Source organism: Bacillota bacterium (assembly GCA_023511455.1).
GTDB lineage: Bacteria > Armatimonadota > HRBIN16 > HRBIN16 > HRBIN16 > HRBIN16.
Genome location: JAIMBJ010000033.1, coordinates 15,821 through 35,599, shown reverse-complemented (window position 1 = coordinate 35,599; position 19,779 = coordinate 15,821). Strand labels below are relative to the sequence as shown.

18 protein-coding genes are annotated in these 19,779 nt (G+C 58.6%); 14 read left to right on the top strand and 4 right to left on the bottom strand.

What is annotated here, in order from left to right; all coding sequences use genetic code 11:
- The 10 genes from K6U75_14295 to K6U75_14250 all read left to right on the top strand — a co-directional run.
- Positions 1–420 (top strand): hypothetical protein (locus K6U75_14295; protein ID MCL6476210.1); only part of this gene is annotated, 420 nt, incomplete at its 5' end.
- A gap of 268 nt (positions 421–688) precedes the next feature.
- Positions 689–868 carry a hypothetical protein gene (locus K6U75_14290; protein ID MCL6476209.1) on the top strand — a complete coding sequence of 60 codons (180 nt, stop codon included), beginning with the start codon at positions 689–691 and terminating at the stop codon, positions 866–868.
- Between the two features lie 29 nt (positions 869–897).
- Positions 898–1,428, top strand: a complete 531-nt coding sequence (locus K6U75_14285; GenBank protein ID MCL6476208.1) for a hypothetical protein — start codon at positions 898–900, stop codon at positions 1,426–1,428.
- Positions 1,429–1,457: 29 nt separating this feature from the next.
- Complete coding sequence (locus K6U75_14280) at positions 1,458–1,793, top strand: hypothetical protein (GenBank protein MCL6476207.1); 336 nt, start codon at positions 1,458–1,460, stop codon at positions 1,791–1,793.
- Between the two features lie 15 nt (positions 1,794–1,808).
- Complete coding sequence (locus tag K6U75_14275) at positions 1,809–3,101, top strand: hypothetical protein (GenBank protein ID MCL6476206.1); 1,293 nt, start codon at positions 1,809–1,811, stop codon at positions 3,099–3,101.
- Positions 3,098–3,481 (top strand): RHS repeat-associated core domain-containing protein, encoded by a 384-nt coding sequence (locus tag K6U75_14270; GenBank protein ID MCL6476205.1) that lies wholly within the window; start codon positions 3,098–3,100, stop codon positions 3,479–3,481. Before K6U75_14275 ends, K6U75_14270 begins: the two co-directional genes overlap by 4 nt.
- Before the next feature lie 266 nt (positions 3,482–3,747).
- Positions 3,748–4,356 (top strand): ankyrin repeat domain-containing protein, encoded by a 609-nt coding sequence (locus K6U75_14265; GenBank protein ID MCL6476204.1) that lies wholly within the window; start codon positions 3,748–3,750, stop codon positions 4,354–4,356.
- On the top strand, positions 4,334–4,525 hold the full coding sequence (locus K6U75_14260; GenBank protein MCL6476203.1) for a hypothetical protein: 192 nt from the start codon (positions 4,334–4,336) through the stop codon (positions 4,523–4,525). The genes K6U75_14265 and K6U75_14260 overlap by 23 nt, the downstream gene beginning before the upstream one ends.
- Before the next feature lie 362 nt (positions 4,526–4,887).
- Positions 4,888–5,856 (top strand): hypothetical protein, encoded by a 969-nt coding sequence (locus K6U75_14255; GenBank protein ID MCL6476202.1) that lies wholly within the window; start codon positions 4,888–4,890, stop codon positions 5,854–5,856.
- Between the two features lie 2 nt (positions 5,857–5,858).
- Positions 5,859–6,584, top strand: a complete 726-nt coding sequence (locus tag K6U75_14250) for an RHS repeat-associated core domain-containing protein (protein MCL6476201.1) — start codon at positions 5,859–5,861, stop codon at positions 6,582–6,584.
- Positions 6,585–7,844: 1,260 nt separating this feature from the next.
- On the opposite strand, the gene K6U75_14245 is transcribed toward K6U75_14250, so the two are convergent.
- Genes K6U75_14245 through K6U75_14235 form a run of 3 tightly spaced genes read right to left on the bottom strand, consistent with a single transcriptional unit; the run spans position 7,845 to position 10,163 of the window.
- Positions 7,845–8,714, bottom strand: coding sequence for a hypothetical protein (locus K6U75_14245; GenBank protein ID MCL6476200.1), 870 nt, complete (start codon positions 8,712–8,714; stop codon positions 7,845–7,847).
- Positions 8,614–9,456 carry a zf-HC2 domain-containing protein gene (locus tag K6U75_14240; protein ID MCL6476199.1) on the bottom strand — a complete coding sequence of 281 codons (843 nt, stop codon included), beginning with the start codon at positions 9,454–9,456 and terminating at the stop codon, positions 8,614–8,616. Before K6U75_14240 ends, K6U75_14245 begins: the two co-directional genes overlap by 101 nt.
- Complete coding sequence (locus tag K6U75_14235) at positions 9,453–10,163, bottom strand: sigma-70 family RNA polymerase sigma factor (protein MCL6476198.1); 711 nt, start codon at positions 10,161–10,163, stop codon at positions 9,453–9,455. The genes K6U75_14240 and K6U75_14235 overlap by 4 nt, the downstream gene beginning before the upstream one ends.
- Before the next feature lie 115 nt (positions 10,164–10,278).
- Here K6U75_14235 and K6U75_14230 point away from each other — a divergent pair, with 115 nt between their 5' ends.
- The 3 genes from K6U75_14230 to K6U75_14220 all read left to right on the top strand — a co-directional run bounded on the left by K6U75_14230 (position 10,279) and on the right by K6U75_14220 (position 13,219).
- Positions 10,279–11,445, top strand: coding sequence for a hypothetical protein (locus K6U75_14230; protein ID MCL6476197.1), 1,167 nt, complete (start codon positions 10,279–10,281; stop codon positions 11,443–11,445).
- A 15-nt stretch (positions 11,446–11,460) separates the two neighbouring features.
- Positions 11,461–11,988 carry a nitroreductase family protein gene (locus K6U75_14225; GenBank protein MCL6476196.1) on the top strand — a complete coding sequence of 176 codons (528 nt, stop codon included), beginning with the start codon at positions 11,461–11,463 and terminating at the stop codon, positions 11,986–11,988.
- 94 nt (positions 11,989–12,082) lie between these two features.
- Positions 12,083–13,219, top strand: a complete 1,137-nt coding sequence (locus K6U75_14220; protein ID MCL6476195.1) for a hypothetical protein — start codon at positions 12,083–12,085, stop codon at positions 13,217–13,219.
- 48 nt (positions 13,220–13,267) lie between these two features.
- Here the strand turns inward: K6U75_14220 and leuS are convergent, their stop codons facing one another.
- The gene (gene leuS, locus K6U75_14215) at positions 13,268–15,775 is read right to left on the bottom strand and encodes a leucine--tRNA ligase (GenBank protein MCL6476194.1); all 2,508 of its coding nucleotides are present in this window, start codon (positions 15,773–15,775) and stop codon (positions 13,268–13,270) included.
- A gap of 130 nt (positions 15,776–15,905) precedes the next feature.
- On the opposite strand from leuS, the gene K6U75_14210 reads away from it, so the two are divergent.
- Positions 15,906–19,775: a hypothetical protein gene (locus K6U75_14210; GenBank protein MCL6476193.1), complete on the top strand. Its 3,870-nt coding sequence runs from the start codon at positions 15,906–15,908 to the stop codon at positions 19,773–19,775.
- Positions 19,776–19,779: the final 4 nt, after the last annotated feature.

Below are 19,779 nucleotides of genomic sequence, written 5' to 3'. Positions count from 1 at the left end.
GCGGGGTTGTTGCACGTCGGGGCACGCTATTACGACCCGCAGGTGGGGCGGTTCATCTCGCGGGATGCGGTGCTGAGCGAGCATCCGTATCTGTATTGCGAGCATGAGCCGGTTAATCACGTGGATCCGAGTGGAAGGATATGGGGACGGCTCGTTATATGGGTCATCGGCTCTTTCGCAGGAAAAATCAGTGAGTATCTTGGTGTCGACCCCGAATATACATGGCCCATTGAGCACTTTGCTGGTGAGGTCGGCGATGACCTGATGAACGAGGTTGGCCTGCCCGGTTTTGGCTCCGCCTTTGGCGCAGCTACCACTTTCATCGGAGGCATGGACGCCCTGGCTGATGGGGTAAAGGTTGTGGTGAAGTACCGTCTGCGTGTGGAGGACTACATGGACGAGAACGGCCGCTGGGACTAGGAGGTGAGACGGATACGTGCACGGGCTGCAACCATCTGATAGACTTTCGCAAGGTTCAACGTCCAAATACACCGCGACACAGGAAAGGCTCGTCCGCCTTGGACTCTATGCGCATGTGTTGTGTTGTGGGGCGCTCACACTCATCTTAACAGGGATGCTGATTAGCGATGTTGGCAATTGCTTCAGGCTTGGCTGCTCCGCCTTGTTGCCGATGCGCGTACGCGCGTTTTGGTCACCCGTCGAGATGCCCATTCACGTGCAAATTGGTATGGATCTGTTCCTGTTGCTGGTGACGGTCACCGGTTTTATCCTGGGCTACAACGACTTGACGGAAAGACTACGCGAGATACGCGCATGGCGCGAGTTTGAGGCGACCATGCAGCGAATCCGCGCGGGTGAGAACGTTGACGACATCGTTCGCGACCTGCGCCGCAGACGCAGAGGATGACCCGGAGCGTGAACGACAGGAGCTGCCAAATGAGAACGTTGGAACAACAAGCCTCGCGGCGCCCCAAGGACTGGATAGTCCTGTTGTGCCTTGCTCTTGTGGCTTGCAGCCACGCTCAAAACAAAAAAGGGACGCCTGCAGGGAAAACCTACACAGTTGGTAGGGTGTCCATCACCATACCCGACGGTTGGGAACAGAGGCGTGGCGAACTCGTGTTCCGCAAAGGAAAGGGCACCAAGCATTTCCGTTTTATCGCGGTGTCGGAAGAGCCAATGCCCACCAACAACCCACGCGATGGAGCGGTGCTTCTGGAACAGGCGGTGCTGGGAATGGAGGGGACCAGGTTGATAGCGAGGTCAAAGACGTCGGTTGCAGGCAGAGAGGCGCACGTGATGGAGTTTCGCCGAGAGCAACCCTCCAGACCCACCACAAGGGGGCAGCAGCTTTCGATTCCTCTGGACAAAAGCATTGTTGCCGTCTTCTGGTATGTCTACGAATCGGATTGGGAGGCGGGGAGGCGTGAGATAAATAGTATCATAAGGACGATACGCATTCGCTGACGCGGAGACGGTTTATCTCGCGGGATGCGGTGCTGAGCGAGCATCCGTATCTGTACTGCGAGCACGAGCCGGTCAATGCGGTGGACCCGGACGGTAGACGTAGGATAATCATTGACAAAATAGAAATTGACCTCGGGTCTATCAAACTGGGAGGTAAAATCGACCCTCCCTTCAAAATCGTATTACCTCCAGTACCACCATGGATAGGACGCCTCGGACAGGCTGGGGCGATAGTAGGAGCAGCTGTAGTGGGCTGGGAGATTGGCGACTATATCGTGGACAACCACATACCACGAGAGTGGTATGAGCGAGCTGGCGAGTGGTTGTATAACCTTCGGCCCGGCATCTGGCATTTAGGGCTCTGAGTGAGGTGGGGATAGATGATGCTGCGAATCAGGGCAAGGCGAACACCCATGCTCGATGAGTGGTGGGCACGCTATCTTGTCAAGCGATACCAGCCCATCCTCAAACACCATCGTCGCGAGTCTTCTGCGCACATCTATGCAAGTGAGCGGGCATGGCACGTATTGGACATTGACGCCATCGCAGCCGCCGCCGAGCAAGTGCTACAGCACATAACCGGCTCAATTGGAGACATCATCTCTTCCCCGGTGCACATTTACCTGCTTGAGCCAGAACAATTGCGGGGTGCGAAACGCTTTGTGTTGGGCTTCCGCCGCGGGGTTCTGGCAGACTCCAGCGGCATTGTATATACTACATCCTCTCAACACTTCCATCTCACGATAACCCGCGAGGTTGCACGCACGGCTCTGGCTCCCGCCTTCGGTGCATATTTTCTCTTCTGGGCTGGGTTCGCAGAGTATCTGGTTCGTCTCAAGGATAATACTTTCTACTACGATGTAGCTGCGCTTGCAGACGAGTTACCCCTGTATTCTCTGGATGATGTGCTTGATGGGTTTGCACCCCTGTCTCTGTCGGCAAGCTTCGCCCACTTCTTAACCGAGCAGTTCGGCAGAGAGATATGGAAACGGTTACATGCAGACATCTACCTCATGCAGAAGAGGGTCTATCCCCTGTTTGCGTTTCTGCCACAAATGGATTGGCTTTTGACAAGGGCTACCGGGTTCTCCTTGCGAGAGTTGGAAAAGCAATGGCAAGACTTCCTGCATCTTCGTTGCGAGGCTCTCGACCGACAACTTCGGCAGGCCTGGTCTGACCGACTGGCTATCAGGCGGCAGTATGAAGATGGAAGTCTGCAGGAGTGCGCCGACGCGTGCCTCCGCTATCTCTCTTTCTACGGCAGCGACTTAGAGGTAGTGTTCTATGGGGCAGTATCATATGTACGCTTGAAAGACTATTTGAGCGCAGCACGAGTACTCTCATTACACGCAGAGGTTTTGCCCCAATGGCATCGGGCTTGGGCGTATCTGAGGTTAGGTCAGGTGTATGACCTGCTTGGTGACAGGGGAGCGGCGTTGCGTAGCTATAACATTGCACGAGGCCTCTCCGATGTTTGGGGTGTCATTGGTTCAAAAGCGGAGCAATACATTCTGCAGCCTTTCCACGCCGCTCACAGCAGAACGCGATTTGATGAATGGCTGCATTTTCAGTTCCGGCAATTAAGGGAGCAATACAGCGACGTTCCGTGGATGTGGCTGCCGCGGAGTGAACCCCACACTGTGTTTACCGTGTATTATTCAGTACAGGCATAGGCTCGGACGCCACAGAGAAAATTGGCGCGTGCTGCAGCAAGCCTGCGTCTATCGGTAACCCGGTAGCGCAGTGGGGCAACAGTTCCAACCCCTATCGCTTTGCGGGCGCATGGGGTTACCGCGACGATGGGGATGCGGGGCTGCTATATATCGGGGCGCGCTACTATGAGCTAGCGGTAGGTCGGTGGACGAGCGCGGACAAGTGGTTGGGCAACCTGTATCAGCCGCTGTCGCTGAACCGGTATCTGTATTGCGAGGATGACCTGGTCAACCACGTGGATCCGAGCGGGAATATCCCCAGTGGGTCAAAGACTGGGCGAAAACGGCATGGGAGTGGACAAAAGAACATGCGTCCAACGTTGGCAAGGGCATCGGCGTAGTGGCAGGGACTCTCATCGGCATCAAACTTTCTGAGGAGATTTACATTGTTTATGTGGACTGGGACACCTCCAATCGGATGCGAGACATGCTTGAAGACTGGAAGCCAAAAGACCCAGATAAAGTGGATTGGGACCTCATCAACAGGGTTCGCAATCAGCACATTCGAGACGCCATGAGGAATGTCGGGCAAGCGGTGGGCGACGTGGCCGAGCGGATCTATAAGGTCCGACCATCCCGGTAAGGAAAGAGAGGCGACAGCGGTCGTATGGGAAGACATCCACGCGCTTGGATGACCACAGGTGGTTGCGGAACGATCTTTGCTGTAGCAAACCTGCTGTTATTTGTGGTGCTGATGTATTGGGCATGGCGCTACGGCATCAACCACTACCTGTGTGTCGCAGCGGTTAGCGGCGACCTCAATACAGCGGAGACGATGCTGCGCTTGGGAGCTTCTCCGAATTACCGTTTACCGAATGGAGACACCCCTTTGACTTTGGCAGCCCGTGCTGGTCATCCTTTGATTGTTCTCAGTTTGCTTAGCGCTGGTGCTGACGTCAATCTACCAAGAAGCAATGGAGAAACCCCATTGTTTGTCGCAGTAGAGGGAGGGCACCTGGCGGTTGCCCGCATCTTACTGGAAAACCGTGCAGATGTGAATCGCGCCAACCGCAGTGGTGTGACGCCTCTGATGATTGCAAGCCGGGATGGTAGGGTAGAGATGGTGCAATTACTACTTGCTTACAGGGCAGACCCCACCTTGAGAGACCAGCGCGGCTTTGATGCATTCCACTTTGTAAAAAGTAAGGAGGGGCAGCAATACCAGCAGATAGAACAGGTGTTGAGAGAGGCGCTTGGTACGCAGGGGAAGAAATGACGGCGATGCGGGGCTGCTGCACGTCGGGGCACGCCACCATGAGCCAGCGGTGGGTTGGTGGACGAGCGCGGACAAGTGGTTGGGGGATGTCTATCGCCCGCTATCGTTGAACCGGTATCTGTATTGCGAGGATGACCCGGTCAACGCGGTAGACCCAAGTGGGTATTGACCAAAGTGGGTGGAAGACGCTTGGAAGTCAGCCAAAGACTTCGCCTACGAATATGGCGATGTCGCAAAGAAAATAGTGTATGGTGTTTTGATAGTCCCTGCGGTAGTGCACTTGGCTGTTGATATACGGAACAGTCTTCTCGACGCCGAGACGAGGCAAAATATGCTCATGACCTACCGTGATTGGAAGCTGGGAAGAGGTCTTGATGATTGGGGGCCCGCAGACGAATTGATGAACAGAATATCCCCAGGGGATGTTGCGAACATCCGTGACCTTGCACGCCGCTCGTGGGATATAGTTTACCAGTAACGAAAAGGGCTCGGGAGAAACATCGCGTAGCCCCAGAGGAGGTGGAGGTAGTGATGGTCAAACGTGTCATTCTGGTCATCTTGGTGTTATTGGGTGTCATTGTCGTATGTTTCTTCACCGCTCGCGTCACAGAAAAGTTTCGCATTCTTCGGGCGTGGCTTGCGGATGATTCGCCTGCTATTAGTTCGAGACTAGGCACTACCCAGTTGTCATCTTTAAGCAATGCCGTGCTCAGGGCAATGGTTCCACGCCATCGGTCTTCCCAAGACACAGCAGGAGGGTTCTCCGTTTGGATATACTTGAATCGCTCTCTTTCGTCCACAATGCCTATCCCCCAAATTGCGCAAAAGAGGATTATCTTTGTGTACTACCACTGGATGCCACTGGAGGACACCGAGGTACCCGACAAAGCCTTTCGCATGATAGTTGGTGTGAAGGCGGGGCAAGAGACAAGTAGAGAAAAAAAGCTGGCTGTGAACATAATAGATGGCATAAATACGGAACAAGTGATCGTTACTGCCAGTCCTTATGACGTTGCTTTAGGAGTGCCTCCGCTACTCTATAGCAATCACTGGCATAAGCACGGACCGTGGTTCCGGCTGCAAGGGAAAGAGGTGAGGCAGACTGTGGCTATCGAGAGTCTTATTTGGTTTGGTATGAGACACGATTGGGGGACGGATGGCGAGGTCGTTGGTTACACCATCACTCCTTCACCGGTAGCGTACCGTTTCCGAAAAGACGACCAATCCCGCAGGTCGGGGTTCGCAGCAGCTTTTTTGCCAGGGGCTATCCCTAGAAGGGGAGCGCAGTGTACCATCTTTTTTGCCGATGGCAGGCGGCATTCATTTCGTTTTGATGCCAAAGGACAGGTAGTATCCGGGCAGAAGCCGCTAGAAGGATTATTCATCCAGCGCATGGACATCCGTAAGCTACTACGGTCTGAGAGTGGGGGTATTTCAGAGGGCCATATTGGCGAGATGATCACGCCACTTGTCAACAGGTGCCTGACGGTGATACGATAATAGTGGAACGTCGGGGCGGCGCGGTCACTGGCGTCTACAGTTACGGCAACGCTCTGGTTGCCCGCAACGGGGAGGTGGTGCTGCCAGACGGGTTAGGCACCACGCGGGCGACGGTGGACAGCCTTCAGGCACTGACCAGCACGTTGACAACCGAGGCGTTTGGCAACACGGCAGCGCAGTGGGTCAGCAGCTGTAACCCCTATCGCTTTGCGGGGGCATGGGGCTACCGCGATGACGGCGATGCGGGGTTGTTGCACGTCGGGGCACGCTATTACGACCCGCAGGTGGGGCGGTTCATCTCGCGGGATGCGGTGCTGAGTGAGCATCCGTATCTATATTGCGAGCATGAGCCGGTTAATCATGTGGATCCGAGTGGGAGGTGTTGGGTTGCTATCGCAGCTGCAGTTGTGGGGGCTGCTCTCACGGTTTGGGGTATGTATGAATGGAGCCAAGAGATAGACCGAGCACGCGCTCAGGGTAAGCGACGCAGGGACTCTTGCTACTCGGGCGATAACCCAGAGCACGACTGCACTGTAGATGGCGGGTATCTGAAAGACCTGCAAGAGAAGGTCGCAAAAGAAGCCAAGAAACGCTATGTTGAAGCCCCTATCGAGAAGACATTGCCTCCTACGGTCCGCTTGATAAACGGACTGCGTAAGTTAGTGCAAAAGGTTAGGGAGGCATGGCACAACGAGGGCGATAATCGCCCGCCTGACCGGACTCAGTGAGCACGCGATAGCAGCGATGCCTGAGCATCGCTGCTCACCTTAAAAACACACGGAGGTCGCACATGGCACGCAAACCCATACTGTCCCCAAAAGCCAGGCTCTACGCTGCAATTGCATCGTGGTTTGGGTTTGCCTTTCTGCTGTCGTCGTGGCGGTACGTATCTCAGGTTGGCGAAGTCATAGCGATGGACACCGATGTCGGTAGCCGTTTCGGGGCGCCCGGTCAGTCTCCCAGCACCTCTGAAAGGCACGCTCAGCTCACGGACGAGCCCAGAAGCAGTTCCCAGCCTCTGTACTGGTATGTTCTTCTTCCACTGTCAAGTGGGGATCTCGCACAACCTCTAGTTCCCCAAGCAAGAGCGTTGCCAGTGTTGATTCAAGCTTACGAGCTGCGCACAGCCGCAGGCAAGAACCTTCGGGGCTACGCACTTGCTGTAATATGGGACGCCAACCCAGCGGCTGCTTTTTGGATACCGACTCCGTTTTTCTCTCTTTCCCGAACTTTTGTAAGATCCTCATCACGAGAAGTCTCTTTAGTTCTTCTGCGTAGGCATGGCGATATTTACGGGGCTAACGTGGGGTTGCTCTCCCCTCGCCTGCAAGAGGTCCAGGGGTGGTCTCCACCTCTCCCAGATAACCTTTACCTTGTAACTGTTTCGGTGCGGCCCAGAGGTGCAAAAATCTATCGCTGGGCAGTGTTTTCCCCTCCTCCAATATACCAGTCCATCTGTTTCGGAAAGTCGTCGGTGAAGGCTTACGCTTTTTATGGCACAAAATCGGAGGGGGAGAAAGCAGCGCTGCGTTTGTGGGATAGCATCGGTACCACTGAAACCGTGAAACCAAACGACTCGTCGTCTCTAACAGAGTAGCCAGTGCCAGTCACTCGTTATCGTGAGGGGCTGGACATTTGCTGACATGACCCGGCAGGAACTCGAAAAACACATACGCCGCGGCTTTGACCTCTTTGGCTCCGCGCGCAAACAAGGGTCTCGGCAGGAAACTGGCCCTCGGGGATCGCTTGTGTTTACAGTGGCGCATGGGGCTACCGCGACGAGGGGGATGCTACCGCACGTTGTGGGCAGACACGGGGGTCTGCCCCTACAGGTTGCCCCATTCCATGATTCATCCCGACGGCGCGGTAGGGGCAACCCTTGTGGTTGCCCCCCATTTGGCAGGGCGACCCTTGTGGTTGCCCAAGATCTATTGGACAATGAATCGGGCGGACCAGGGTGGGTTATCGGGCAGACACAAGGTCTGCCCCTACCTCTTTGGGGGTACCGGGCGCGATTTGTCGATTTTTTTGCCGCACATCGGGCAGTAGTTCCAGTACGGGAGCAGCTCCGCTCCGCAGGAACATTTCAGGACAGGCGGCGGCGTGGGCGAACCCAACTGTTTGGCGGCTGCAGAGGGCGGCATATTCATCATCCGATTGGCTATGCCTGCCATGCGCTGCGTCGACGGGTCCACGAATTGCCGTGCGCCTGTCGCGCCGGGCATACCCTTCACCTGTATGCGCGGCGCGGGAACCAGCAGAATCGAGCCATCCGGCTGGAACTGGTACTGGGTTTGCGTCGCCTGCGCAATGACGTTGAGCGCGTAGCCCAGCGTGACGTTGCTCAAGACCAGCCGGGTTACCTCCAGGTCGGGCACCTCACGCGCCGCCACAATCGGCACGCCCGTCTGTTGCGAGAGCATGGTCAGCACGTTGCGCAGCCTAGTGCTGGCTACCAGGTTCACCGGTCGCGACAGCACGTCCACCGGTGCCTGCATCATCAGCGGGGCGATGGCTTGCATTCCCGGACGCGCGCGCACCACGTAGGTCTCCACCAGACGTCCCTGTAGCGCCTGCGACCGTTCCACCTGGCAGACCAGACCTGCGCTCTGCAGCACGCGGTTCAGCGCCTCCTCAAACGAGTCGGTGGCGATGCGCAGGGTGACGGTTCCCTGCACGCCCGGCTCGATCACATACTGCTTGCCCGCCTTCTGGAACAGGTCATCCAGAATCTCACGCACATCGCGGTTGACCGCTTCAATCTGATAAGCCCGGACGGGTTCCGGCTGTCGGGGCTGGGCTGCCAGCGGAACCGCGAGCGTCGTCGCTATGATAAGAGCTATCCATCGGTTGCTCATTACTTTCCACCTCCACTGCTGTTGGGGACTCGCATTCTATCTGTACGGCTGTGGGTTGTCCGTTTTCATCGTATGTTGTCTGCAGGACCACCTTAGCGACCAGCTCACCCTGCTCGTTGCGCACCTCCGCATACGCCAGGCTGGCAACAGGCTGCGGCGCAGGCAGCGGGACTACCCGGTCCGCCTGTGCCAGCGGTCGCGCGGCGTTATGCACTAGCGAAGGAACTGGGCGTTTCGTCGGTGTCGCCTGCATCTTGCCCGCCGACCTTACGGCAGGCGAACCCATCGCGAGCGCGGGCGCAGGAGGGACTGAAGCCTCTACTCTTTCGGTCGCCTTCATCCCTGCCTGTGGTGCGCTCGAGGCAACGTTCTGCGTATCTGACTGCTGCACAGGAGCTACCGCCTCGTAGACCGAAGGCTGACTATTCCACCATACAATGCCCAGCACCAGAACACACGCCGCCGCAGCGGCAGCCGTACCCCACTGCCACCATGCAGGGCGGAATGTGCGCGTGGGTTGACCGCGTTCGGCGAGCCTGCGCTGGAAGTCCTGCCACATATCCTGCGGCGGTGCGGAGAGAATCTCTGGCTTCAACGCATCTCGCAGCGAGCGATGCCACGCCAGCTCCTGCGCACACGCAGAGCATTCCTGCAGGTGTTTTTCCATCCACTGCAGGCGTCTACCCTGTAGCGTCCCGTCGATGTATTCTTCCATCCACCAGCGAATCAGCGCACACTTCATCGGTTACCGCCATCCTCCTGAGGATGTCGCTTCTGGAACAGTCGGCGAAAGCTGTTGCGTGCCCGATGCAACCGAACCTTCACCGCCGCCACCGAACAGTTCAGCACCTCTGCCATCTCCTCTAACGACAGCTCCTGAAAATAGCGCAACACCAGCACCGCCCGCTGTTGCTCCGGCAGCTGCGCCAGCATCTCCTGCACCGCCTGCTGTGTTTCCATGCGGGTTGCCTGTTGCTCCGGCTCGGCGTCGATGTCGGCGCGAAACTCGCGCAGCGCGTCCAGCGGGATGTGAGGGTGGCGTTTTTCTTTGCGTACGTGCGTGATGGCTGCGTTCACCGCCACCCGGTACAACCACGTGGAGAATGCGGAACCGCCCCGAAAGGCGGGCAATGAGTCGTACACTTGCAAGAAAACATCCTGCGTCACATCCCGCGCGTCGTCGGCGTTTTGAATAATGCCGTTCACGATGTTGTATACATAAGGTTGGTACCGGTGGTACAGTTCCTCGAACGCACTGGCGTCGCCCGCCAGGAATCGCTCGATTACCTGGTGGTCGGCGTCGGCTGTGTTCACCGTACCGGACGAGTGCGACAACGCTATCGCTCCCAGATTCGCCAACGTGCTCTCCCGCTTTCCGCCGCGGCGGATGTGATGCACAATTAAGACGCTCGATGCCCGCCGCAGGTTACGGGAACGCGCGGAACCCATTCGGACTCTTAGACACCTGCCTCCTGTCAACCTTTGCCCGATACAACGCAGGCAAACGCAGCCGCGGTATCTAAGTGAAGTACAATGAAAACCTGCGGAGGCACAGGAGATGTCCGTGCATACCATCGATTTCGAAGCGCATAACGCGGAGGTGCAGCAAGTATGGGAGGCTTATCGCACGGGGAAGCCCGTGCGCGTGCCTATCATCTGGGGCATCAACCCGCGCTTTACCATGTGGATGCCAGAATCTAACCCGCGCGGCATCACTTTCGAGCAGTACTTCCACGACCCGCAGCTGATGCTAGAGCGGCAGGTGGAGCACATCTACTGGGTACGCCACCACGTGCCGCAGGATACCGAAATGGGCATGCCGCAGAAGGGTTGGGATGTTTATGTGGACTTTCAGAACGTGTACGAGGCGGCGTGGCTGGGTTGTGCTGTCCGCTACTACCCCGACCAGGTACCCGATGTGGAACCTTTGCTGGTGGGTGATAAGAAAAACCTGCTGTTTGACAAAGGCATTCCCGACCCCTTTACCGGAGGGTTAATGGCGCGCAACTGGGAGTTCTACGAATACATGAAGCGCAAGCAGGACGAGGGCTGGACGATGTATGGCAAACCCATCGCCTCCGTGACGCCAACAGGCATGGGCACAGACGGCCCAATGACCATCTGCTGCAACCTGCGGGGCGCATCCCAGTTCGCGGGGGACCTCATCGAAGACTCCGACTATGCCCTGCAGCTGCTGGATTTCGTCACCACCGCCATTATCACTCGCATCAAAGCCTACCGGCGTTACTTCGGGCAGCCCGAGAAGGTATCGGGAGGCTGGGGCTTTGCAGACGACAGCATCGAACTGTTAAGCACACGCATGTACGAGGAGATGGTTTACCCGTTCCACGTGCGCCTCAAGCAAGAGCTGATGGAAGACCCCAGCCAGCCGATAGGCATCCACCTGTGCGGGGACGTGCAACGCCATCTGGTCTTCCTGCGTGACAGGCTGAACGTGTGCTCCATCGACACCGGATTCCCCATCGATCTGGGCAAGGCGAGGCGCGATTTGGGTCCGGATGTGGAATTGCTGGGAGGTCCGGCGGTTCCCCTGTTGCATCACGGCAAGCCGGAACAGGTGCGCGAAGAGACCATCCGTATCCTGCAAAGCGGTGTGATGGAAGGTGGTAAATTCATCCTGCGTGAGGGCAACAACCTCGCGCCGGGTACTCCTCTGGAGAACCTTTGGGCGATGTATGAGACAGGCAAAGAGTATGGACGGTATGTATAGGAGGAGGAAAAAGAGATGGAGTTCTTTGAAGTTCTGAAGCAACGGCGTTCGGTGCGCGCCTACGAACGTAAACCGATTGAGGAAGAGAAACTGCGGCAGATTCTCGAGGCAATCAACAGTGCGCCCTCGGCGGGTAATCTGCAGGCGTATGAGGTCGTGCTGGTGCGCGACCACGAGCGTATCCGCCAGCTGGCGCGTGCCTCGCATGACCAGACGTTCATCGAAGACGCGCCCGTGGTGCTGGTTTTCGTGGCGAACCCGCTGCGCAATAGCCACGCCTATGGACGGCGGGGAGAGCATCTCTATTGTATGCAGGACGCCACTATCGCCTGCACCTATGCCCACCTCGCGGCAGCGGCGCTGGGTCTCAGCAGCTGCTGGATAGGGGCATTCGATGATGAGGCTGTCGCCAGAATTATTGGAGCAGAACCACCGTTGCAGCCTGCCGCGATATTGCCCATTGCGTATCCGGCAGAGCATCCTGCACCGCGCCCTCGCCGTTCACTGGATGAACTGATACACAACGAACAGCTGAGGAGGTAGCGATGGAGAAGCAGGATATTCGCCTGTTTGACCTGTGGCAGGAGACTGTGCACATGTTAACTCATGAGGGCATCCGCTCCTGCAGGAGGTGTACATGAACAGCTATGAGCGTTTCATGACTGCCTTGCTGCGCCAGGGGGAACCCGACAGGGTCCCCCTGTGGGAACTCATTGTGAACGAGCCGACCCTTTCCGCAGTCGGGGCAAAGTCGCTGGAAGACCTTGCGGAGATGGACCATCTGGACGGTATCACCATCTTCGAGGACATGCAAATGCAGCTGCTCGGTTCGGCACAGCAATCGGAGGTGGTCTGGCGGGGACGCACCATTGTGGAAGGCACGCAGCAGATTGTGCGCGACGAATGGGGGATTGTATGGGGCGTTACCGACTTCGGCATCCCTTACCCGATTGAGGGCCCCATTCGCTCCCGGGAAGACCTCAAGCACTATACCCCTCCCGACCCCGATGCCCCGCATCGCCTGCGTTCCCTGCGCGAGGCGGTGCAGCGGTTCAAAGGGCGCAAAGCCATCGTCTTCCTGACGCACGACGGCTTCGAGTTTCCTCACTACCTGCGCGGGGGTATGGAGAATCTATTGGTGGACTACTTCGATGACCCCGACCTGGCGCACACGCTGGCAGAGATGGTGATGGACTACAAAATACGCCTGATGCGCCGCGCTATCCGCGAAGGTGCGGACGCTATCGTCTCAGGCGATGATTATGCCACCGCGCACGGCTTGATGATGAGCCCGGCGCATTTCCGCGAGTTTATTTTGCCTTACCTGAAGCGCAGTATCGATGCCGCCCATGAGATGGGTGTACCCTACACCAAGCATACCGACGGCAACATCTGGTCTATTATGGATATGATGGTGGAAGCCGGTATCGACGCCATCGACCCCATCGAGCCGCTGGCGGACATGGACATCGGAGAGGTGAAAGCACGTTACGGCGACCGTATCGCGGTCATCGGGAATGTGGATTGCTCAATGGTGTTGACGCAGGGCACACGCGAGGAGGTAGAAGAAGCGGTCAAAGAGACTATCGCCAAAGCTTCGCCGGGCGGGGGACACATTCTGGCGTCCAGTAACTCTATCCACCCTGCCGTCAAGCCGGAGAACTACGTGGCGATGGTGGAGGCGGCGCGCAAATACGGCAACTATCCGATAGACCCGAAGCTGGTGGCGGAATATCGGCAAAGAAGCTATATGCGGCGGTATATCAAGGCATGAGACCGGCTCAGGGTGCCAGAGAACCCGTCGCCTGCCGGCACGGCTTTCTTATCCCACCACCACGTTCACCAGCTTGTTCGGTACCACAATCACCTTCTTCACCGTTTTGCCGTTGGTGAACTGCTGCACCTTCGGGCTGGAAAGGGCAAGCCGCTCCAGCTCCTCCTGCGGGGTGTCTACTGGCACCACCAGCACGTCGCGCAGCTTGCCGTTGACCTGCACCACGATGTTCAGCTCCTCCGCCGCGGCAACCGCCTCATCGTACTCAGGGTAGGGCTGATTGTAGGTGAAGCCTTCGTAGCCCAGCCGCTCCCACAGCTCGTCTGCAATGTGCGGCGTAAACGGCGCCAGCACCAGTATCAGCGAGTGTATCGCCTCGCTGAAAGCGGGTGAGTCTATCAGCGAGTCCTTCAGATCGTACATCAGGTTGACCCACTCCATCACCGCTGCGACGGCAGTGTTAAAGCGAAACTCCTCGATATCCTCACCCACCTTCTTAATGGTCTGGTGCGTCTTGCGGCGCAGTTTGCGTTCGTCCGCGCTCAGCTCCGCCCCCTGCAGCTTCTCTTTCCAGTCGCGGTGATAGTGCGGGATGGCGTCCAGCACCAGCCGCCACACGCGGTGCAGGAAGCGGTTCGCGCCGCTGACGCCCTCCTCGCGCCACTCAATCGCCTGGTCAAAGGGGGCAACGAACAGCTCATACAGGCGCAGGGTATCCGCGCCGTGCTTCTCTACTACCGCATCGGGCGTGACCACGTTGCCCTTCGACTTGGACATCTTCACCATCACGTCGGGGGTGTCGGGGTCAGGTGCCAGCACCATACCCTGATTGCGCAGGGTCATGAACGGCTCGACGAAGTGCACCAGCCCGGCGTCGTACATCACTTTCACCCAGAAGCGGGCATACAGCAGGTGCATCACTGCGTGCTCGGCACCACCCACATACACGTCCACTGGTAGCCAGTAACGCACCGCGTCCGGGTTGAAGGGGCGGTCGGTCTCGTGCGGGCTGGCGAAGCGCAGGAAGTACCACGACGAACAGGCGAAACCGCCCATCGTGTCGGTCTCGCGCTCAGCGGCTCCCCCACACTGCGGGCAGGAGGTGTTCACGAACTCCGGGATGTTCGCCAATGGGGACTTGCCAGTACCGGTTGGCTCGTAATGTTCCACGTCGGGCAGCAGCACGGGCAGCTGGTCTTCCGGCACCGCTACTTCGCCGCACTTTGGGCAGTGGATGATGGGGATGGGCGCGCCCCAGTAACGCTGTCGGCTAATCAGCCAGTCGCGCAGGCGGTAGTTGACGCGCCGCTTGCCGATGCCTCGCTCTTCCATCCAGTCGGCGATGCGTTTTTTGCCTTCTTCGCTGGGCAACCCGCTGAATTCGCCGCTATTGACCATCGTGCCCTCGCCGGTGTATGCCTGCTCCAGAGGTTCGCCGTTCCAGCCGGGCGGGGCGATGACCACCGGAATGGGCAGTCCGTAGCGTTTGGCGAAGTCAAAGTCACGCTCATCATGCGCTGGTACCGCCATAATCGCGCCCGTGCCGTAGCCCATCAGCACGTAGTCGGCAATGAAGATGGGCACCAGTTGACCGTTCACGGGGTTGATGGCGTAGGCTCCGGTAAACACGCCATCGCGCACGCGCTCGGTGGACAGGCGTTCGATCTCCGTCTCGCGCTGGCTGCGGGCGATATATGCCTCCACCTCTTCACGGCGGTCGGGTGTGGTCATCTCGCGCACCAGCGGATGCTCCGGTGCCAGCACCGCAAAGGACATGCCGAAGGTGGTGTCCACTCGCGTGGTGAACACGCGGAAGGATTTGCCCGACGGCTTGCCCTGCGCATCAGCGACCTGCATCTCGAACTCCACGCCCTCGCTGCGCCCGATCCAGTTGCGCTGCATCATCTTGATGCCTTCGGGCCAGTTAATCAGCTCCAGATCATTCAGCAACCGCTCGGCGTAATCGGTAATTTTGAAGAACCACTGGGGCAGGTCGCGCTTCTCCACCATGCTGCCACACCGCCAGCACGCGCCGCCTTCCACCTCTTCGTTCGCCAGCACCGTCTTGCAGGAGGGGCACCAGTTGGCAGGGGCGGTGGAGCGATATGCCAGCCCACGCTTGTAAAGCAGCAGGAAGAACCATTGCGTCCACTTATAGTAATCCGGCGAGCTGGAGTTAATCTCGCGGCTCCAGTCGTAAGAGATGCCTATCATATTCATTTGCCGCTTGTAGTTGGCGATGTAGCGTGGCACCGTCTTGCTGGGATGGGAACGCTTGCGAATGGCTTCGTTTTCAGCGGGTAGACCGAACGCATCCCAGCCCATCGGGTGCAGCACGTTAAAGCCCTTCATGTGTTTGTAGCGGCAGAAGGCATCGGTGGGAATGTAGTTGCGACAGTGACCGACCGATAGCCCATCTCCCGAAGGATAGGGGAAAAAGTCCAGAGCATACAGTTTCGGTTTTGGGCTGAAGTCCTCTGCCCGAAACAGCTGCGCTTCCTGCCAGCGTTTTTGCCATTTTTGTTCTATCTGTTGTGGCTGGTATTTCTCTTCCATCAGAGACCCCCCGTTGCCGAGCGTCACAGTAGTATCAGTATAACGTGAGGCACGGGGGCTTTGCAAGGGCAGGAGGGCTGGCATCAGGCTAAGAAGGTATGTAATGCAGTGAATAGGAGGGAGTGCAAAGATGTCCCGAACGCTTGTGCTTGTTCTGTTCATGATTGGCTGCACGCTGTGCTTCGCGCAAAATCCCGTGACCAACGGCGGGTTCGAAATCCTCGACGCGCAGGGCAGACCCGTCGACTGGCAACTGCTGGGAGAGACGGTAACTGTGACCACCGATGCCCATTCTGGCAAGTACGCCCTGCGCTTCGAACGCGGTGTCGCACCAAACGTGCCGCCGGAAATCGGTTTGAACCGCGACTGGATGCCCGACAATGGTCAACAGGGCAAGATGCTCGCCGAGCGCAAAGGGGGTATTCTCTTCTGGTACAGGCTGGTTTCGGCATCGCCCAACGCCGAGGTGAGCGTTCAGGTCATCCCGATGAGCGCGCGCCCCTTCGAAGATACAGGCTCCGCCCGCGCTATCTACCGCATCCCCCTGCAGCGTGCGGGCGACGGTCGCTGGCATCAGGGCAAGCTGGTCTACGACTTCACCGACAACCCGAAGGTAAAGTGGGTGCATGTGGGCGTTCGGTTAACGGGTGGTCCCGCCGTGCTGATTGTAGACGATATGGAATATGTGGAGCGTGTGGGGGCGGTGTTGCAGTTCGAGAAGATGCACTTTTACCCCGATACAGCCGCTCCTTCCAGCGCAGGCATGTTCACCTTTTCGGTGACCAATGCTGGCGATACCCCCTCACAACCGGTGCAGGCGGCGGTGCGCGCCCCTGAAGGATGGCAGGTGCAGCCGCTGCGCGTGCCTGCTGCGCGCCCGATTGCGCCGGGGGACGGTGTGACCTATCGATGGCGGGTGCAAGGCACGTTACAGCCATCCACTTTACATCTAACCGCTACCGATGGCAATGAGCGGGTAGAAGAAACCTTCCCGCTTATACCACGAGTGGAGCTGCAGAGCGTGCTGATGAAGCCCGCGATGGTTGCACCCGGTGGAACCGCCGAGATTGTGGCGACGGTGCATAATCGTGGTGTGGCTATCGCGGAAGGGGTGGAGCTGCGCTGTACCTTGCCTCCTGGTTCTCCCCTCACTATCGTGGGTAGCGACACGCAGACGGTGACACCGATTGCCCCCGGACGGAAGGCGGTAGTGCGATGGAAGTTACAGGTGGGCAGGCGACCAGGAGAGTGGCAGGTGCATTGCGCTATGCGCACGCCGGAGACCTCGCTGCAAAACGCCACCAGCACGCTTATCGTTACCGATGCCCTCCACCGTTCAGCGCAACGGGTGGCGGGTGCGCTGTGGATTCGGCCCGGCTCCGACCGCACGATTGCCGAGCTGCGCGTGGGAAATCGGGTGGCGGCGCGGCTGCCGCACTTAGGCAGCGTCGTCGTGAAACTGCCTGACGGCTCGGTGCAACGGCTCTTCGCGCGTTATAGTGCGCCCGCCAGGCGAAGCCCAAAGGCTCCGGTAACGCTATCGGGCAGCGTCAGTGACCGCGCAGGCGCACGCTGGACCTTCACGCTTATCCTGCAAGCCCTGAATGCGCACACACTGCGAGTGGAATACGCCTGCGTACCCAACCGCCCGCGCGAGATACTCTCCTTCGAGGGCCCGATGCTACTGGTTGGCGACGGCAGCACCGCCGACGCGAAACAGGAAGCCATCCTTCCAGGTCTGGAGTGGCTTGCCCCTGAGGAAGTGAGCAGCAGCGACCTGGACATTGCCAGCGACCACCCCGACCGGATTCGCTTCGTGCCTCATCCGCACAAAGTCTCTATACCTGCCATGGGGGTGAAAACGCCACTGGCTACAGTGGGACTATTGTGGAACATGTATGACCAATGGGCGAAAGGGCAAGACCGCTCGCAGCCAGTATTTGCCGTACCCGACCGACTGAAGGGCACGGCAACCCATCGATTAGGTCTTATTGCGCCTAACGTGCCTGCGGGCTTAGGTGAGAACCGCCTGACCGCCGAAAAGCCGTTCCGCGTTTCCCCGAACGCCCCTCTCCGTCTGCACGCGATAATCTATGTCAACCCGCAGGCGAGGGACGCGCTGAGTGTGGTGGACGCCTGGTTTGCACACTTCCGCCCAGACCCACCGTTACCTGCCCCGCAGGGTGATGACCTGAGGCAGATTGCATGGAGTATGAAGGCGTATACCGACTCGTTGTGGGTTTCGGACGAGGAAGGCTGGCTGCCGTTTCAGGGCGGACCGGCAATCTGGTCGCGCCCGGCTTTTCGGCTGGACTATGTGTATGACCTGCTGAAGGCACTCACCATCTTGCCGAACCATCCTGAAGCCTCAGCGTGGCGCGCGATGGTAGAAAGGACTCAATCTCGAGTGAGCATGGTAGGTATTCCGCAGGCGGAGGACATGCAGTTCGAGCACGGTGATACCGCGAACACCCTGTCTTTCCTGCGTTCTCGGGCACTGGAGCTGATGCAGTCCCAGAACCCGGACGGCTCCTGGGGCTTCGACGCCGACCGGCGCGACACCGGCGTGTTCAAAGGCTTTGACTATCACCTGCTGGGACCGCCCGACGCGGTGGAGGCAGGCACCTGCGCCCGCAACGCATACGAGATTCTGCGCTACGCCCGCATCTCTGGCAGTGTGGAGGCGTATCGCGCCGGGGCGAAGACGCTGGAGTTGCTGCGCCGTTTCACCATCCCCCGCGCAGCGCAAGTGTGGGAGGTGCCAGTGCATACCCCCGACATCCTCGCTGCCGCCGATGCCATCGACGCTTATATCGAGGGCTACTGGTTCAGCGGTGACCCACGCTGGCTGGCGGAGGCGCGCCGGTGGGCACGGGCAGGATTGCCCTTTGTGTACGTGTGGAACGCGCCGGGCAAGCCCTGGATGCGCTATGGGTCTATCCCTGTTTTCGGGGCCACGTGGTATGTGGGCAGCTGGTTTGGCAACATCGTGCAGTGGAACGGTTTGCGTTATGCTTACGCACTCATCAAACTGTGCGAAACCGACAGGACTGCCCCCGCGCTGTGGAAGCAGGTTGCTTTGGGCATCACGCGCAGCGCGATGTATCAGCAGTCCACGTCTGGCAAGAACATCACCCTCTGGCCAGACAGCTACCACACCATTACCGACGTGCGCGCCGCCTGGGACTTCCCACCGCGGCAGATACTCAAAAACGTCTATCACTTTCTGGGGCGTGAGGAAGAGCCGAGAACTCTGCGCCTTTCCAGCGGTATCCGCATCAGCAGTCGCGCCGCGAAAATACAGGCAACCGAGTCGGGTGATACCCTGCGCGTGGTGCTGCGCCACCCGAAAGGCGAGCGCGGCAACCTGTTGATAAGCGGTGTATCTCGTCCGGCGCACGTGCTGTTGCAGGGACAACCTTTGCTAGAGGTACAGCGTCTGACTCCCGAATCTCGTGCGGAAAGCTGCTGGAAGTACTCGCAGGCGCACCGTGCGCTGGTGTTATGGCTGGCGACGGACGCGGAGGTCTCGGTGGAAGTTCGCAGTGTGCAGAGGGCGAACATACCCGCCTTCCCCCGCATCATGACGGAGCTCAGGTTCGAGTTCGAAGAGGACACCGAAGGCTGGGAACCCGCTAACGACCTCGATCCGTTGCAGGTTCGGCGCGGCTCACTGCTGGCTCGCTCCACTGGCAGCGACCCTTATATGGTGCGCCCGCTGTGCCGGCTGGACGGCGACTCTATCCGCTATATCCGCATCCGCCTGCGCGGCACGGGTGGAGGAGGAGCACAGTTCTACTGGACAACCCTTAGCTCGCCCGGCTTTGACGAAAGCAAGGTGATACGGTTCGAGTTACCGCTGGACGGCGAGTGGCACGAGGTGACTCTGCCCGTTGGGGAGCACCCGCTCTGGCGCGGGCAGACGATTACTGCCATCCGTCTCGATCCCGGCTCTGCCGCCAACACCGAGGTGGAGATAGACTGGATCAGGAGCGAATGAGGCT